Origin of the sequence: Coprococcus sp. AF16-22, assembly GCF_003461545.1 — a bacterium.
Taxonomy (GTDB): domain Bacteria; phylum Bacillota; class Clostridia; order Lachnospirales; family Lachnospiraceae; genus Coprococcus; species Coprococcus aceti.
Window position 1 is genome coordinate 114,211 of sequence record NZ_QTXH01000002.1, and the last position, 16,508, is coordinate 130,718.

The window sequence follows — 16,508 nt, forward strand, 5'->3', positions numbered from 1 at the left end:
TGCAGGGGAAATGTCACGGATAGGAGAGAAAATGGAAATATCATTAAAGGCATATGGAAAGATAAACCTCGGTCTCGACGTGGTCAGGAGACGCGAGGATGGATATCATGAGGTGAAAATGATCATGCAGACGGTCGATCTGTGGGATGAACTGACATTTTGCGATGTCACCACAGACGAGATCGTTATAACATCGGATTCGGCGGAGCTGCCGGATGTGAAGGATAACATCATATACAAGGCGTGCCGGATGATGAAGGATATATATGGAATAGACAAGGGTGTTCATGTAACCGTGGATAAACACATACCGGTTGCAGCCGGAATGGCAGGGGGAAGCGCTGATGCAGCGGCAGCCCTCAAGGCGATGAATATGCTGTTTGGACTGAACCTTTCCGATGAACAGCTCATGGAACATGGAGTGAAGCTCGGCGCAGATGTGCCTTACTGTATCATGCAGGGTACGGCACTCTCGGAGGGAATAGGAGAGATCCTTACACCACTTCCACCTATGCCGGACTGCCTGATCGTCATAGCGAAGCCGGCGATCGGAGTGTCCACAAAATGGGTATACCAGAACCTGAAGGTGGATCTGCTGGAGGAGCATCCAGATATCGATGGCATGGCGGATGCACTCAAGACCGGAGATCTGAAGGGAATAACAGACAGAATGGCAAATGTGCTCGAGACGGTTACGATACCTGCAAATCCTGTGATAGATTCAGTCAAGAAGCTCATAGCGGAGAACGACTCCATGGGAGTGCTCATGAGTGGCAGTGGGCCGACAGTGTTCGGAATATATGACAACAGGGATAAAGAACTGGCACAAAGGGTAGTAGATATGCTGCGTGAAAAGGACGAGATACAGGCTGCGTATGCCGTCAGCCCGTATAACATAAGAAGAGGTATGTGATGGATCTTAGATTGAATATGGATGAGTACCTGCCCCTTCGAGAGGTAGTGTTTAAGACTTTGAGGAATGCTATAGTTCACGGTGAGTTTGAGCCGGGGGAGAGACTTATGGAGGTCACTCTTGCGAAGAGGCTTGGCGTAAGCCGTACCCCTGTCAGGGAGGCCATGAGAATGCTTGAGCTTGAAGGGCTTGTGGTCATGATCCCGAGAAGGGGAGCAGAGGTTGCCAGGATAACGGCAAAGGATCTGAGCGATGCGCTTGAGATCAGGATGGCGCTTGAGGATCTTGCGGCAGGGCTTGCCTGCAAAAGGATAGACGACGAGGGAAAAGAGCGGTTGAAGCAGTCCTATGCCGACTTTAAGAAAGCGGTAAGCTCCAAGATAATCCCGGAGATAGTAGATGCGGATGTTGCATTTCACAATACTATAATGGACATGACGAACAATCCGAGACTGATCAGCATGTCCCAGAGTCTTCGTGAGCAGGTGTACAGATACCGCGTGGAGTATGTAAAGGATTTCAGCTATCACGACAAGCTTATAGCGGAGCATGAGGCTCTCATGAATGCGATAATAGCCAGGGATGAAGAGAAAGCCAAGGAGATAACCCGTATACATATATACGATCAGGAACAGATTGTGATCGCAAATGTTGTCATAGCACAGAAATAACAATATGCATAATAATAAATACCTGTATAAGAGGCGGAATGCGTGAAAACGTGTTCCGCCTTTTTACGTGTATGTCTGAATAAAAACTCATCCGTTGGACAAGATAGATTACAGAAGATAAACGGTATGTTGGAGGTGTTTACGGCGGACGATGGCTTCAATCAGTAAAAAAATAGACGAAAACATCACACAAATTGAGACAATGTTCGGTAACTGGAGCGATATCGTGGAGCGAAGGTTTGATCTGGACCGCTGTGCCTGGGGAGATGATCCGGCAATATACGTGGTGTATATAGATGGACTGTGTGATCATGAGTTGATTGAGAACACATTAATAAAACCAATAACCTGGGAATGGCGGAATAAAGACACGGCAGATCTGTGGGAGCATATAATCTCCTGCGAGGGTCAGACGGCGGATTATACCCAGGAAAGTGACATGGACAACGTTGTCAGGGCGGTTCTCAGGGGGGATACGGCCATATTTGTATCCGGGAGCGATCAGGCAATAGTAGTGTCATCGAAACATTTCCCTGTGAGAGGTATAGAGGAAAGCTCCACCGAGGGAGGAATGAGAGGGCCGAGGGACAGCTTCAATGAGAACTTTAGGACATCCACAGCTCTGATAAGGAGAAGGATCAAGGATGTACATCTGAAGCTGGAACAGGGGACAATGGGCGTCAGATCCAGAACAGAGTACGGGATATTCTATATGGAAGATATAGCGGAGCCTGAGCTGGTACAGCAGATAAGGGACACCATCGATAAGTATGAGATAGATGCGGTGTTTGACAGCGGTATGGCTGAACATCTGATGGAGAAGAAATGGCAGGAGATATTTCCGATATACCAGGCGACCACAAGACCTGACAAGGCGGCCGCGGCTCTGGTGGAGGGCAGGGTTGTCGTTGTGTTTGACAATTCACCTGAGGTCATAATTGCTCCAGCCACCATCAACACTCTGTTTCAGACGGCGGACGATTATTATAACAGATGGCCGGTGGCGACATTTGCCAGAATGATAAGGTATGTGGCAGCGTTCATTGCGGTGGGACTGCCGGGACTTTATATTGCGATCACCTGTTATCACAGGGAGCTGATACCCGACAAGCTTCTGTATGCGATAGCCGATGCGAGAAGCCAGCTATCGTTCCCCGTTGTAGTTGAAGTGCTGATAATGGAGCTTTTGTTTGAATTGCTCCGGGAGGCCGGGATACGACTGCCGAGCCAGCTTGGAAATACGATAGGAGTGGTTGGCGGTCTGATAGTTGGTCAGTCAGCCGTGGAGGCTGGGATAGTCAGCACCATGGTTGTGATAGTTGTGGCACTCACGGCTATAGCTTCATTTGCCATTCCGAATGAGGCGTTTGCGTCTGTTTTCAGATTGCTTAAGTTCGTAATTATAATCACCAGCGCACTTTATGGAATACTTGGATTTATCCTTGCGATGCTGGTTCTCGTGTTTCATCTTGCATCCCTGGACAGCTTTGGCGTGCCGTATATGTCCCCTGTCGTGACCTGTGCATACACTGGCGAGGGATATAAGGACTTTGTTGTCCGCGCGCCTATAAAGAAAATGATCAACAGACCTAAATGGAGCAATCCTGACGAGCGGCGCAGGTTGGTCAGAAAGAGAAAATAGATATGAATGATAAATATAATGTGACGTTTTCTGCCTTTTTTAAGATGGCTTTGCTTGTTTTGCCGGGGATGATAACTTTTGTGGTTACATTAATACCCTCATATTTTGGAAGAAATTGCCTGATTTTGTCACTTTTTTTGACGCTATGCATGGCTTTTGCTTACGTGATAGCACTATATATTGTATACATGAAGATTGATGAGAGAGGGAACAGCGAAAGTGGTAAAGTCAAAAATAGGACTATTGCATTGATTTATGGGGCGAGAACTGCCGTTAGGATGGGCTTGCTGCTGTTTGTCCTTGCCGAGTGTTCCAGGCAGTTGATGTTGAAAAGATACACGGTAATTGCTATTTCAATCCCTTTGTTGCTTGCATGTCTGTATATGGGTAGCCGTGGCACAAGGGGGATGGTCAGGTTTGCGGAGTCCGTGTTCTGGTTCGCTGTCGCGGCGGGGGCTGTGGTCATTCTGTCTTCTGTGAGTAACCTTGATCTGTCAGTGCTTAAGACTGTGACTGAGATAGGAGACGAGGGCGGGGCTAATCTCACCATAAGCCGTGTCATGGCTAGGGGAGGACTGCTTTTTCTTGGATTCTCGGCTATGGAGACGGTGATGCTGGTGTATATACACGTCATTCGGAGGCGAAGAGGAATGTTGAGTGCAGCCGTAGGCACAAGTACCATAATAGGCATTATGTGTTCGATAATTGTGATATGTACACTGGGCACGGGTGCGCTCATGGCTAAGGAGAAAAATATACTATATATAGTGGGAGCCATGGAACTGCCTGGCGGAGTGAAGCTCAGGCCGCTCATGCTGGTGTGTTACCTTGTCATCGTGTTCGGTGTGATGGCACTGGTTCCAAACGTCATAGGTGGATGGGGCGCTGTGGACAGACTGGGTGTTCGGCACAGATGGCTGTGGAAGACATTGTGGGCAGTCCTTGCATTTGCCGTATGCCTGTGGGCCGGGATGCTGCCCGGACAGCAGGACCGTATAAAGATCATCTCCGGATATCTTATTCTGGTGGATGTACCCCTGTCGATAATATTGCCGGCGGCATCACTTGCCGGGAAATGGCCTGTAAAAAAATCTGCCGGACTGGCGGCGGTGTTATTGACGGCGTGTATATTGAGTGGGTGTGAATACAAGCCGGTGGAGGATGTGGACTATGTGAATGCGGTCATCATAGAGCGCAGCACGGAGGAGCCTGCCGGCGGCGGGCTGAGATACAGTCTGGTCATAACAGGACTGGACGACGATGAGGATTCCCTGACCGAGGAGGGGGTGTACCAGGTGGACGCCGGTTCATTTGCCGATGCTTGCAGAAGTTATAATGAGAGTCATGCGAAGTCCCTCGATACGAGTCATGTGGAGTATATAGTAGCGGAGGATACCCAGGTAATGAACGAGGCTGCAGCCGAACTTGAGAAGGAATTTGCTACAAGCTATGTGACTGTGGTGATAGAACAGAATATACTGGAGAAATCCGGGGATAACAATACAAATGAATATCTTAAGACACACTATGAAGGCCAGTGTCTGGCGACATACGCGAGAGATGGGATAGGTGAATAGAGACTTAGATGATCAGGAGGTATTGTTTATGTGGAGAATGTTCAGGGCGGCCATACTGGGTGTCCTCATAGGAATTGTCGGCGGTGTGATATTTGGACAGGTTTCTTATGTGAAGAAATATAAGGATAAGGTGTCGAGGGAGATAATGGCGGATGCGGTCATGTACAACAATTCACTGGATGACAGTGGAAGGGTCATAAGGCTTAAGGTCGATTATGATGGCGATATGAAGTCTGAGGATGAGAGAGATGAGCTTGAGAGCTATGTGGGCAACACAGTCATGAAGCAGATCGGCATGTGGCTTGGGGACGACTACAATGAGAATCTGAGTTATATACAGATGCGCCACAATCTTGTCATGGCGATGGAGGATATAAATGACATTGCCCAGAGCGCGGCAAATGCGTGGGGCGTGGATGCCGATGCAAACTCCGGATTTTCTTATGAGTATTTTGGTGATTCCGGGGAGGACTGTCCGCCCGGAATGTATGAGACATTATGTATAGATCTGGGGGATAAGTGACGTTGAAAAGTTGATTCCCAGGTGTTATACTTTGACCTGTGGTGTGCCCCGGGTGCACCGCGGATTAAAGTATAAGGAGCACATGTCATGGCTAAGGAAAATTTGGTTGTAATATTTGGAGGAAGATCATCAGAGCATGAGGTTTCATGTATATCGGTACAGACAGTTGCCAAGGGGGTTGATCTTGAAAAGTATAATATGACATTGGTTGGCATTACCAAGGATGGAAGATGGTTAAAGGCAGATAATATAGAGAGTATAGCGGATGGAAGCTGGTATGACAGCAAAGTCACAGCAGTGATCTCACCGGACACCAGAAGAGAGCTTATAGTTTTCTCCGATGCAGGTGTGGAGCGCCAGAAGGTGGACGTCATATTCCCTGTACTTCACGGTATGTATGGCGAGGATGGAACTATACAGGGATTGTTCGAGATGGCAGATATTCCATATGTTGGATGTGGCGTTCTGGCATCGGCAGCATCCATGGATAAATTCTATACGAAGATAATCGTTGATCACATCGGTGTTTCACAGGCGAGATTTGTACCTGTGCTTGCAGAGGATTTCAGCGACATAGACAGTGCTATGGACAGAGTTGAGGCTGAGCTTGATTACCCTGTATTTGTAAAGCCTTCAAAGGCCGGATCATCAAAGGGTGTAAATAAGGCGACTGACAGAGCTAGCCTTCTGTATGCGCTGAATGAGGCCGTAAAGCACGACAACAAGATCCTCGTTGAGGAGACGATAGTTGGACGTGAGCTTGAGTGCGGAGTCCTCGGTTACAAGGACAATACCAAGGCTTCGGGAGTTGGCGAGATACTTGCCGCTGCTGAGTTCTACGATTTCGATGCAAAGTACAACAATGCTGAGTCGAGAACGGTTATCGGCGCCGACATCCCTAAGGAAGCAGAGAACGAGATAAGGGAAGACGCTGTGAAGATATTCAAAGCACTTGACGGCTTCGGACTCTCCAGAGTGGATTTCTTCCTTGAGAATGGAACAAACAGAGTTGTATTCAATGAGATCAACACACTTCCTGGATTTACAGGAATAAGCATGTATCCAATGCTGTGGAATGCTCAGGGATACGATATAAAGACTCTCGTCACAACGCTTATTGAGATGGCAAAAGAGAGATAAATTTATAAAATTACATAGATTGGAAGTTTATATGGTAAAGAATGTTACTGTGACAGTAGTTGGAGAGCAGAGGACGAGCAGGGAAGAGAACAATGTTGAACCCATAGAGCTTGTTACCAGGGGAAGCCTTCATGAGAAGGACGGGGTATTTTACCTGAAATACGATGAGTATTATGAGGATCTTGAGAAACCGGCGAGAAATCTGCTGAAGTTTGACAAATTAGGACTTGACCTGACAAAGAAGGGCGAAGTCAGTGCTGCCATGTCGTTCAGATCGGGAGAGACCAGAGAGGCATTTTATTCTACTCCGGTTGGTATGATGAATATAAGCATACTCACTGAAGGCTATCAGCTCGTGGAGACGGAAAAGGGGCTTGGTCTGGTCGTGGTGTATGTGATGGATTATGGCAATGAATGTGTATCGTTTAACGTACTCAGGATAACCGTGGAGTGAGGATAGCTATATGGATGACGAGAAGGCGTTTGATGATTTTTTGTCTATAGATACGACGCTGTGTATAGGTGCGGAGCAGCCCACCGAGGAGAATAATATATATCAGGCGACTTACTACAGGGATCTTGTGACCCTGTTCAATGCCGTGTCCATGGAGCCGGAGGATACACTTGTTGATTTTGGCTGCGGACTGGGGCGTGTGTTGTTCTATGGCAACTCAAGGCATTACTGCCGCGCCACGGGTATAGAGGCAGATGCTGACATATACGAGAAGCTTCTGGAAAATGCCGCGGGTTATCAGAGCAGATTTTATGATCAGGAAGACAGGATGAACTTCTATAACATTCCGGCGCAAGAGTATGAGGTTGCAGATGAAGATAATTATTTCTATTTCTTCAATCCATTTTCCCCGGAGGTGTTCAAGAAGGTCATAGACAATATAATAGATTCCGTGCGCAGGGCACCGAGAAATATATATCTAATGCTGTACTACCCGACATTTGAATATCAGAGAGTCATGAGGGACAGCAGGTATTTTGTGTTGAAGAATATCATCAAGTTGTCAGGATACGAAGAGGATCCCGATGAAAAAGTGTATGTGTATCACATGTCAAGATACTTTGTGTGATTTGCCACTTCGGCGCAACAGCAGATATAGGGCGATGAAGCCTGCGGCTGACGTGATACCAGTTGCAAGTATACAGCCTGTATGTGGCAGTGCAAATGGCAGCATCCCGGTGAAATAAGAAGATACGTTGATCGTTATGTGAAGAAGGATCGATGGCAGCAGGGAAGACGTCCATGTGGCGAGCAGCGCGAGAAGGATTCCCATGGGAAGGGCGTAGCAGAACTGGACTAAATTGCCGTGATAAAGGGCGAACAGCAGCGCTGACAGTAGGATGGCGATGGCATCTGAATGTCTGCATGTAAATGCACGTCTGGAAGAACTCAGAGAGATCCCTCTGAACACAAGCTCCTCACAGACCGGTGCAAGCAGCATGACTGTTGTAACTCTGAAGATACCGTTGTTTAGAGAGAATGATGAACGAACCATGTCTCTGTAACTGCCGAGAAGCTCTGGACGATGGAGCTCAATGGCGTTCAGTATTCCGGTCGAAAAGAACTGCAGACTGAGGCCTGTTATGACAATAAGTATAAAAATACAAAAACAGAACAGGAATGAGAGTGATCTCGTTCCTGTTCTGTTTTTATTGTTACGGTTATCTCCTGTGGTGAATATCCAAGGATATATATGGTGTATACATCCGCAGAGAATAATTATTATAACACATGATACCAGAGATGATGGAATAAGCCCATGGACAAAAGTTATGCATATCGGTGCGAGTAAAGCTATTCCAAGTTCGCGGAGGTTAATATGACATTTCTTCATATTGGGAATCTCCTTTCAAGCTGTTACATCTTCTGGATCTTTTTAGCTCTCTCTTTTTCTTCCTTGGCCTTAGCCTTGGCTGCGGCCTTCTGCTCCTTGCTGAGCTTTGACTCGGCTACATCCTTATCGTACATATCCTGATACTTTCTCTGCTTTGCACGAAGCTTCTCACCAAAGGTCTTCTTGCCCTTCTTCTCCTCGATCTTACCACGAACATTCTTGACGCTCATGATATAGATACCGCTGACCATAGCCTTTACCTCTCCGCGGACAGGCATCTGATCATATATACCGTCATCACAGATAAGATTCATGATCTGAGGTCCGATCTTGGCCTTTACTATAGGCATCTTGGCCTTCTGGTAACGCTTTGGTGTCTGTTCCATTACCATCTTAGGCAATCCGGCATCCTTCATAGGGAGCATCTTCTTGTCGATGACAAGCATCGTCACAGGCTGTGCCTGTTCCTTCATCATTTCCTTCTGTGCAGACTGCTTTTTCTGAAGCTTATTGCCCACTATGTATAATGCAATAAGACCTCCGATAAGTATAACTGCAACTATTATCAACCATACCCACCATGCCATGTTTAGTTCCTCCTGATTATATTTAGTTATTGGTGTTTTGTCTTGTCGTGATCAGATTATTATAGTCTGATCACTTTTTTGTTGCAAGGGGAAGATTCTTAACCCTTGCTTTCTGAATGAGTGCCGGAATGGTTTCAAGAACCTCCTTGCGCTCCTTTGGCTTCAAGCCATTTATGTCGATAGGGTCAAGAAATTCGATGACCACCTTGTGACTTCTGATAAAGTTGTGCTTGTTGGCCTCCATGATATTGTCTGTTCCGCATATGGATACAGGTACGATAGGACATCCGGCCTTCTGTGCGATCTTGTATGCTCCGTCCTTGAAAGGAAGAAGTTCTTCGCCGTCATTTCTGTGTCCTTCAGGAAATACCATCATGGAATGTCCGGATTTTACGATATCAGCCGACTGCATGATAGTCTCCAGTCCCTTCTTCAGGTCGGACCTGTCAAGGAATGTACATCCTATGTCCTTCATATACCATGGAAGGATAGGAACCTTCAGGATTCCGTCCTTGGACATAAATCCCAGAGGCCTGTCCAGTGCGTTGTGACAGCACAGTATATCGAAGAAGCTTCTGTGGTTGCCGACAAACAGAATAGGCTGATCTTTGGGCACCCGTTCCAGACCTATGACAGTGCACTTGGCACCGCATATGAACATGACTATTCCAAAGAAGCCTTTGACCAGCTTCTGGGCATGGCGGTACGCCTTTTCCTGATCCTTCTTAGCCAGAAGGTACAGATACAGGTGATACGGAGTACACAGGATGATGCCCAGAAAGGCAAATAAATATGCAAATATTGTTCTCAATATTATAATTCTCCTTATGCTATTTTAAATGTTCCAGCATTGATTTGACTCGTCGTATGATTACTTCTCCTCAGAATCCTTCTTCTCCGGTATTGGAGTATATCTTCCATAGAGCTTTGATGTCTCAAGAAGCCTGTCTGACAACTGCTTGCCCAGGTCTGAGGCTTTGAATCTCCATGCCCAGTTGCCCTCTCCAACGCCTGGCGTGTTCATACGTGCCCATGAGTCGAGCTTTAGCACGTCCTGCATAGGAACGATGGCCATGTTGGCAACAGAAGAGAAGCATGCTCTTATCATAACCCAGCAGATATCACTTGCATCAGTGCTGTAGTATCTTCTGAGCTTATCCTTTGAAGCCTCATAAGCCTGCGTATACCATCCAAGGGTGGTGTCGTTGTCGTGTGTTCCTGTATAGCATACACAATTAGGTGTATAGTTATGTGGAAGGAAGTCGTTCTCGTTTGGATTTTCAAATGCAAACTGAAGGATCTTCATTCCAGGAAGTCCGAATTTGTCTCTGAGTTCTATGACTGAATCATCTATCTCGCCGAGATCCTCGGCGATGATAGGAAGATGGTAGCCGAGATTAGCTTCGAGCTGTGTGAAGAAGTTCAGCCCTGGAGCTGGCTTCCACTCGCCGTTGATGGCGGTCTCCTCACCGTAAGGCACTGCCCAGTAACGGTCAAATCCTCTGAAGTGATCTATCCTGAGGAAATCTGTTACTGTGAGCTGATATTTGATTCTCTCTATCCACCATGCATAGCCTGTCTCGGTATGCTTTTTCCAGTTGTACAGAGGGTTGCCCCAGAGCTGACCGGTAGCTGAGAAATAATCTGGTGGAACACCTGCAACCTCGATAGGGTATCCCTTTGAATCCAGCAGAAACAGTTCCTGATTGGACCATACGTCTGCGCTGTCCCATGCGAGGAATATAGGTGTGTCACCTACTATACTGATTCCGAGATCATTTGCATATGTCTTGAGGGCCTGCCACTGCTCTGTAAAAAGGAACTGGAGGAAGTTGTAGTAGCCGATGCCGTCTGCAAGCTTCTTCTTCCATGCGGTCTTCTGCCTTGCGGTCGGCTTCTTCAGTGAATCATCCCACATGTACCAAGGCATTCCCTCGTGTGCGTCCTTGCCTGCCATGAACAGAGAGTAGTCAGCAAGCCATGATGTATTCTTGACAAATGCATCGAACTTTGCCATGAGATCCTCGTCTCCTGACAAATCATCTGCATAGTCAGCGTCGATAAATCTCTCGTACGCTTTCTTCAGAAGGCCAGTCTTGAATTCTATAAGTGTTCCATAGTCGATCTTCTCAGGATCCCAGTCAGGCATAGCTGAGAAGTCCTCGTCCAGAAGTAACTTCTTTTTTCTGAGGTAGTCGATATCGATGATAAGTGGTTGTCCTGCAAATGCTGAAAATGGTTGATAAGGTGAATCACCAAAGCCTGTGTGACCGAGTGGAAGCACCTGCCACAGATTTAATCCTGAAGCTGCAAGAAAGTCGATAAACTGATAGGCGCCCGGACCCAGATCTCCGATTCCATAAGGACTTGGGAATGATGTCGGGTGAGCCAGAATGCCGGCGTACTTCTTAGGCTTTTTTTCGTTGTTCTGCTCTAACATAATCTATCCTCTTTTCATAATGTATACACAGAGCCATGCCACCTCACAGTCTCTTCGAGCCTGTTCAAAGTGTACGACTCTGCCGTGTTCAGAGCCATGCCACCTCACAGTCTCTTACGAGCCTGTTCGGCTGGTGTGCCCTGCGGCATTCAGAGCCATGCCACCTCACAGTCTCTTCGAGCCTGTTCGGCTGGTGTGCCCTGCGGCATTCAGAGCCATGCCACCTCACAGTCTCTTACGAGCCTGTTCGGTGCGGCGTATCCGCCGTATAGCACAATATAAGAAATGCCTTGTTCATGCAAGCATGACAAGCCACTTCTTATATTGTGCTGCATGGCTCTGAACGGTAACATTATACAATACTATGTGTGATAGTTGCAAGGTAATAGTGCTTGACAGCGGGCTGTGTGCTAACTTATTATAAGTGGAAGTATTTGAACTTGCGTATACTTCCGTATTTCCGTGATATATGGCGGTTAAGTCGTATGTGTGGAGTGGATAAAAAGAGAAAGAAGAGTATAAAAATGGAAAGAATAATCACAAGCCTGCTTGAAACGGATATGTACAAGTTTAGTATGGGACAGGCGATTTACCATCAGTTCAGTGACTATAAGACAACATGGTCATTCAAGTGCAGGAATACTGACGTGTTCTTCACAAAGGAGATGGTTGATGAAATCAAGAGACAGATACAGCTCTACTGTGATCTGAGATTTACAGAGGAGGAGCTTGAGTATCTGCACAATATCAAGTGGATAAAGGGTTCTTATGTTGATTTTCTGAGACTCTGGAAGGCAAGATATGAGGACTTTGAGATATCAGATGACGCTGAGTGTGGACTGAAGATAGAGGCGAGAGGCACTTGGCTCAATACTTCCATGTATGAGATACCTACTCTGGCTATAGTGAATGAGGTCTACTTCAGAATGAACGATGACTATGATAAGCTGCTTGCATCATTCAGGGAGAAGCTTGATGAGAAGGTCCGAAAAGTCGAGACCGGAGAGTATAACCTTGGAGCTTTCAGTGAGTTTGGACTTAGAAGAAGACTTTCGGCTGAAGCTCAGGAGCTTGCAGTCAAGGAACTTAGCAAGCGCAAGTATCCGGGTTCAACATTTGTCGGAACAAGTAATGTATATCTGGCAAGGAAGTATAATCTGGTTCCGGTTGGAACTATGGCGCATGAGTGGATCATGTGTGTTGGACAGGGTAATCATAAGCACAATCCTGCATATTCCAACTGGTATGCATTGGATGCATGGGTTAAGGAGTATGGAGTGCTGAACGGAACAGCTCTCACTGATGCCATCACAACAGATTGCTTCCTGAAGGATTTCCAGCTCACATATGCGACACTTTTCAGTGGGGTGAGACACGACAGTGGCGATCCTTATGAGTGGGGCGACAAGATGGTTCATCATTATGAGAAGCTTGGACTTGATCCAAAGACCAAGACACTTCTGTTCAGCGACAGCCTTGATTTCGAGAAAGCAGACAAACTCAACAGCTATTTTAAGGACAAGATCAAGGTTGCATTTGGAATAGGAACATATATATCCAACGATACGTGCGATGAACCGCTCAACATAGTTATGAAGACTACAGCATGTAACGGCATGGATGTTGCCAAGATATCTGATGATAAGGGCAAGGGTATGTGCAAGAACCCTGATTATGTTCATTATCTCAACAGATGTATCAAGTGGCGTATGGAGAATGATAAGTAAATTTTCGTAAGGAGGTGGCGCACTGGGTGCGCCGTCACTAAGCTGGGCTTAGTGACATCTTGCGAAGCACGCAGACGCCGCGCGCAGCGCATTTCATGCGTCTGCTCATTAGCAAAAAATGGAGTTTTGTGAATTATGGGAAAAATTATTATAATGACAGATTCTGCCAGTGATATTTCGGAGAAGGAGGAGAAGGAGCTCGGCATCAAGATCCTTCCTTTCCCGGTCGTAATAGGTGGCAAGTCTTATCTGAGCAGAGTCGATTTTGACAATGAGGGCTTCTACAAGCTCATGGCAGAGAATGATGATCTTCCAAAGACATCACAGATCACAGCGTACCAGTTCGGCGAGGTGTATAAGGAGCTGGTGGAGCAGGGTTACACGGATATTATATATGTAAGCATCAACAAGGATGGTTCTGCCTCATATGCAAATGCGCAGATGGCCGCAGATCAGTTCGAGGAGGAATATCCTGAGTGCGCCGGAAAGTGCAATATATATATATTTGACGGAATAGGCTACAGTGGACAGTATGGCTATCCGGTGGTTGTGGCAGCTAGAATGGTTCAGGAGGGCAGGGATGCCAAGGATATCGTGTGGTATCTGAAGGAAGAGCTTCCAAAGAGAAGGATATACTTCGGAATATATGGCCTCAAGTATGCAGCCAAGTCAGGAAGAATTCCAAGTGCGGCAGCTCTGGTTGGTGACGCACTCGGCGTGAAGCCTATCATGAAGATCTGGGCAAATGAGATCGTGACAGCTATCAAGTGCCGCGGTGAGAAGAAACTCATGGCAAAGATGGTGGATGTCACAGTGGAAGAGATGGAGCCAGGTTCAGAGTACCAGGTAGTATACGGAAATGATGAGACCGTAAGAGACGAGCTGACAGCCCGTATGACGGAGAAGGTTGGCTATGGCCCTTCAGATTACTTCCAGATCGGGGCAGCAGTTGCATCAAATGCGGGCCCGAAGGTCGTTGGAACTATCTTCAATGTGAAGAAAGAGCTTATGTAAGGATTCGTGTAGGAATTATTTCTTATGGCACGATGGCGGATAAAAGTCTTCGTGCTGTTTATCGTGGAATTTAATAATATGTGCATAAAATTATCCCTTTTCAAGGAAATTTTGTTGAAAAGATACAAAATCTCAGATTTTGTGCCTTTTTCAAGATCTTTTCCTCAAAAAGGGATAATTTAGTGTCGTGAAATAAATATAATTGCCATTTAGAGAAAATATTTCCAAACCATTCAAGAAATCAAATCATCAAGCTCGTGATAGACTCTGGCAAGCGGCAATCCAACAACATTGTTGTAGTCGCCCTCAATTCCCTTGACGAACAGACCGCCCTTGCCCTGAATTCCATAGCTTCCGGCTTTGTCAAACGGCTCATTTGTGGCGAGGTACTGGATTATCTCGTCGTGGGATACAGGATAGAAGGTGACATCCGTCTTCTCATAGAATGAGCTGGATGACTTGGCTCTTCCGTTCACATATATCAGACACACGCCGGTGTACACCTGATGCGTCTGGTCGGACAGACTGTTCAAGGTGTTGTATGCATCGTCGTAGTCGTAAGGCTTACCAAGAATCCTTCCGTTCAGCGATACAACAGTGTCTGCGCCGAGGACAACGAAGCGTTCAGGAAGCTTTTTAACCCGTCTTACAACATCCTGGGCGATGATCCTGTTGCACACTTCATCTGCCTTCTTCTTAGCCAGAAGCATTACATATTCAGATGGAGCCATAGGTTCAAGATCTTCATCAGAAAGACTTGGACACACATCGAAGTCGTATCCCGCCTGGGCCAGAAGTTCCTTTCTTCTAGGCGATCCCGAGGCGAGAATTATCTTTATGTTAGTCATATGCTATATCTCTATACTTTCCTAAAATAATTTTGTACAAACAAGATCTGTTATTGTCGTACACACAGATCATTATTTACACATCTTAATAGCCTTCTCAAACAGTGGCAGAGAGCGCTCAACCATATCTGTTGTAGTACAGTAAGCCAGTCTCATATGTCCCGGACACATAAAGCTGTCGCCAGGAACAAGGATCAGATCAAGCTCATGGGCAGTCATGTTACAGAACTCATTTGCATCTGCGATAGGAGTCTTAGGGAACATATAGAAGGTTCCGCCTGGCTCAACACACTCATATCCCATAGCTGTGAGCTCCTTGTACAGGATGTTCTTGTTCTTCTCGTAGATAGACAGATCAGAGGTCTCGTCAAGAACCCTTGCAACTCCGAGCTGTATCAGAGATGAAGGACAGTTGTGTCCTGTGAAACGTGATACCTGTCCGCACATATTGATGATGAGTTCAGCGTCCTTGCACTTAGGATTTACAGCCACATATCCGATACGCTCTCCAGGCAGTGACAGTGACTTGCTGAATGAGTAGCAGCAGATGGTGTTGTCGTAGAACTTAGAGATGAACGGCGAATCAGTTCCCTCAAATACGATCTCTCTGTAAGGCTCGTCTGATATAAGGTAAATGTCATGTCCGTACTCCTCCTGTTTCTCTGTGAGGATCTGGGCAAGATGTGTTATAGTCTCGGTTGAGTAGACGATTCCGGATGGGTTGTTTGGCGAGTTGATGAGGATCGCCTGAACATTTGGGTTCATCATTTCGAGAAATGCGTCAAAGTTGATCTGGAATGAAGTTATGTCCGCGGGAACGACCTTGAGAACAGCACCGGTTCCGTCAACGTATGGTACATACTCAGGGAAGTAAGGGGCAAATGTGATAACCTCGTCGCCCGGCTCTGTGACACATCTGATGGCGTGGGCCAGGGCTCCGGCAGCACCTGATGTCATGAAAATGTCCTCAGGAACATACTCCATGCCGAAACGGCGGTTCAGTGATTCTGCGACAGCCTTTCTTACAGAGTAGATGGTAAGTGTAGGGCTGTAGCCGTGAAGTGCCAGTGAATCCTCATTCTGGATAAGGTCGATAAGTCCCTTGTTGAAGTCATCCGTGGTAGGCACAGATGGATTGCCTATAGTATAGTTGAACACATTCTCAGCACCGATCTCAGCGGCACGCTTTGAAGCATACTGTGCAAATTCCCTGATGATGGAAGTGTTGTTTAACATTGATGAATATTTCTTTGAAATCATGAAAGTCCTCCTGTTATGTAAAATGTTATGATAAATATACATATAAAATCAATGCAATATGACACATGTAATGTGGACACATATTATACGTTGATGTAATCTATGTGTACATCTATACATCACAATAAATATACAGTTTTGGACACAAAAAAACAAGAGGTAACAGAACGGGGAAGATCTGCTGCCTCTTGCAAAAAAATGAGGGGAGAGAGGATTCAAATAAATGAAAAACTCTTTACGATTGTTAGTATATTCAGGATTTGTGAAAAAAATGTGTTTAAAGATTAATCTATTTATAAAGATTAATAACTAATCATAA

The 16,508-nt window shown here is 46.2% G+C and carries 16 protein-coding genes; 10 read left to right on the forward strand and 6 right to left on the reverse strand.

What is annotated here, in order from left to right:
* Positions 1–31 precede the first annotated feature (31 nt).
* The 8 genes from ispE (at position 32) to DWW60_RS03245 (ending at position 7,548) form a co-directional block, all read left to right on the forward strand.
* Positions 32–913, forward strand: coding sequence for a 4-(cytidine 5'-diphospho)-2-C-methyl-D-erythritol kinase (gene ispE, locus DWW60_RS03210; RefSeq protein ID WP_055272043.1), 882 nt, complete (start codon positions 32–34; stop codon positions 911–913).
* Positions 913–1,584, forward strand: coding sequence for a GntR family transcriptional regulator (locus tag DWW60_RS03215; RefSeq protein ID WP_015534484.1), 672 nt, complete (start codon positions 913–915; stop codon positions 1,582–1,584). Before ispE ends, DWW60_RS03215 begins: the two co-directional genes overlap by 1 nt.
* A 151-nt stretch (positions 1,585–1,735) precedes the next feature.
* The gene (locus DWW60_RS03220) at positions 1,736–3,226 is read left to right on the forward strand and encodes a spore germination protein (RefSeq protein ID WP_022217338.1); all 1,491 of its coding nucleotides are present in this window, start codon (positions 1,736–1,738) and stop codon (positions 3,224–3,226) included.
* A gap of 383 nt (positions 3,227–3,609) precedes the next feature.
* Positions 3,610–4,803, forward strand: coding sequence for a hypothetical protein (locus tag DWW60_RS03225; protein WP_147341845.1), 1,194 nt, complete (start codon positions 3,610–3,612; stop codon positions 4,801–4,803).
* Positions 4,796–5,326, forward strand: a complete 531-nt coding sequence (locus DWW60_RS03230) for a hypothetical protein (RefSeq protein ID WP_238051636.1) — start codon at positions 4,796–4,798, stop codon at positions 5,324–5,326. Before DWW60_RS03225 ends, DWW60_RS03230 begins: the two co-directional genes overlap by 8 nt.
* An 87-nt stretch (positions 5,327–5,413) precedes the next feature.
* The gene (locus DWW60_RS03235; protein WP_022217335.1) at positions 5,414–6,466 is read left to right on the forward strand and encodes a D-alanine--D-alanine ligase family protein; all 1,053 of its coding nucleotides are present in this window, start codon (positions 5,414–5,416) and stop codon (positions 6,464–6,466) included.
* 31 nt (positions 6,467–6,497) lie between these two features.
* The gene (locus tag DWW60_RS03240; RefSeq protein ID WP_015534488.1) at positions 6,498–6,920 is read left to right on the forward strand and encodes a DUF1934 domain-containing protein; all 423 of its coding nucleotides are present in this window, start codon (positions 6,498–6,500) and stop codon (positions 6,918–6,920) included.
* A 10-nt stretch (positions 6,921–6,930) separates the two neighbouring features.
* Entirely contained in the window at positions 6,931–7,548 is a 618-nt protein-coding gene (locus DWW60_RS03245) for a histone methylation protein DOT1 (protein ID WP_015534489.1), read from the forward strand.
* Here the strand turns inward: DWW60_RS03245 and DWW60_RS03250 are convergent.
* The 4 genes from DWW60_RS03250 to malQ all read right to left on the reverse strand — a co-directional run bounded on the left by DWW60_RS03250 (position 7,531) and on the right by malQ (position 11,340).
* Positions 7,531–8,313 (reverse strand): CPBP family glutamic-type intramembrane protease, encoded by a 783-nt coding sequence (locus tag DWW60_RS03250; RefSeq protein WP_022217334.1) that lies wholly within the window; start codon positions 8,311–8,313, stop codon positions 7,531–7,533. The genes DWW60_RS03245 and DWW60_RS03250 overlap by 18 nt on opposite strands.
* Positions 8,314–8,336: 23 nt before the next feature.
* Positions 8,337–8,900 carry a hypothetical protein gene (locus DWW60_RS03255; RefSeq protein WP_015534491.1) on the reverse strand — a complete coding sequence of 188 codons (564 nt, stop codon included), beginning with the start codon at positions 8,898–8,900 and terminating at the stop codon, positions 8,337–8,339.
* 70 nt (positions 8,901–8,970) lie between these two features.
* Complete coding sequence (locus tag DWW60_RS03260; protein ID WP_117874368.1) at positions 8,971–9,711, reverse strand: lysophospholipid acyltransferase family protein; 741 nt, start codon at positions 9,709–9,711, stop codon at positions 8,971–8,973.
* 60 nt (positions 9,712–9,771) lie between these two features.
* Positions 9,772–11,340 (reverse strand): 4-alpha-glucanotransferase, encoded by a 1,569-nt coding sequence (malQ, locus tag DWW60_RS03265; protein WP_117874369.1) that lies wholly within the window; start codon positions 11,338–11,340, stop codon positions 9,772–9,774.
* Between the two features lie 485 nt (positions 11,341–11,825).
* Between malQ and pncB the strand changes: the two genes are divergently transcribed.
* Positions 11,826–13,067, forward strand: a complete 1,242-nt coding sequence (pncB, locus tag DWW60_RS03270) for a nicotinate phosphoribosyltransferase (RefSeq protein ID WP_117874370.1) — start codon at positions 11,826–11,828, stop codon at positions 13,065–13,067.
* 135 nt (positions 13,068–13,202) lie between these two features.
* Entirely contained in the window at positions 13,203–14,081 is an 879-nt protein-coding gene (locus tag DWW60_RS03275) for a DegV family protein (protein WP_117874371.1), read from the forward strand.
* 233 nt (positions 14,082–14,314) lie between these two features.
* On the opposite strand, the gene DWW60_RS03280 is transcribed toward DWW60_RS03275, so the two are convergent.
* Together DWW60_RS03280 and DWW60_RS03285 are read right to left on the reverse strand one after the other, a co-directional pair.
* Positions 14,315–14,929 carry a Maf family protein gene (locus DWW60_RS03280; protein WP_015534495.1) on the reverse strand — a complete coding sequence of 205 codons (615 nt, stop codon included), beginning with the start codon at positions 14,927–14,929 and terminating at the stop codon, positions 14,315–14,317.
* Positions 14,930–15,001: 72 nt separating this feature from the next.
* A complete protein-coding gene (locus DWW60_RS03285; protein ID WP_117550013.1) occupies positions 15,002–16,189 on the reverse strand; it encodes a pyridoxal phosphate-dependent aminotransferase in 1,188 nt (395 codons plus the stop codon).
* Positions 16,190–16,508 lie beyond the last annotated feature (319 nt).

Bases quoted from the DNA above. Each gene is read 5' to 3' on its own strand.
- ispE (WP_055272043.1), top strand. From the start codon at position 32: ATGGAAATATCATTAAAGGCATATGGAAAGATAAACCTCGGTCTCGAC.
- DWW60_RS03215 (WP_015534484.1), top strand. From the start codon at position 913: ATGGATCTTAGATTGAATATGGATGAGTACCTGCCCCTTCGAGAGGTA.
- DWW60_RS03220 (WP_022217338.1), top strand. From the start codon at position 1,736: ATGGCTTCAATCAGTAAAAAAATAGACGAAAACATCACACAAATTGAG.
- DWW60_RS03225 (WP_147341845.1), top strand. From the start codon at position 3,610: ATGGGTAGCCGTGGCACAAGGGGGATGGTCAGGTTTGCGGAGTCCGTG.
- DWW60_RS03235 (WP_022217335.1), top strand. From the start codon at position 5,414: ATGGCTAAGGAAAATTTGGTTGTAATATTTGGAGGAAGATCATCAGAG.
- DWW60_RS03240 (WP_015534488.1), top strand. From the start codon at position 6,498: ATGGTAAAGAATGTTACTGTGACAGTAGTTGGAGAGCAGAGGACGAGC.
- DWW60_RS03245 (WP_015534489.1), top strand. From the start codon at position 6,931: ATGGATGACGAGAAGGCGTTTGATGATTTTTTGTCTATAGATACGACG.
- DWW60_RS03250 (WP_022217334.1), bottom strand. From the start codon at position 8,313: ATGAAGAAATGTCATATTAACCTCCGCGAACTTGGAATAGCTTTACTC.
- DWW60_RS03255 (WP_015534491.1), bottom strand. From the start codon at position 8,900: ATGGCATGGTGGGTATGGTTGATAATAGTTGCAGTTATACTTATCGGA.
- malQ (WP_117874369.1), bottom strand. From the start codon at position 11,340: ATGTTAGAGCAGAACAACGAAAAAAAGCCTAAGAAGTACGCCGGCATT.
- pncB (WP_117874370.1), top strand. From the start codon at position 11,826: ATGTGTGGAGTGGATAAAAAGAGAAAGAAGAGTATAAAAATGGAAAGA.
- DWW60_RS03275 (WP_117874371.1), top strand. From the start codon at position 13,203: ATGGGAAAAATTATTATAATGACAGATTCTGCCAGTGATATTTCGGAG.
- DWW60_RS03280 (WP_015534495.1), bottom strand. From the start codon at position 14,929: ATGACTAACATAAAGATAATTCTCGCCTCGGGATCGCCTAGAAGAAAG.
- DWW60_RS03285 (WP_117550013.1), bottom strand. From the start codon at position 16,189: ATGATTTCAAAGAAATATTCATCAATGTTAAACAACACTTCCATCATC.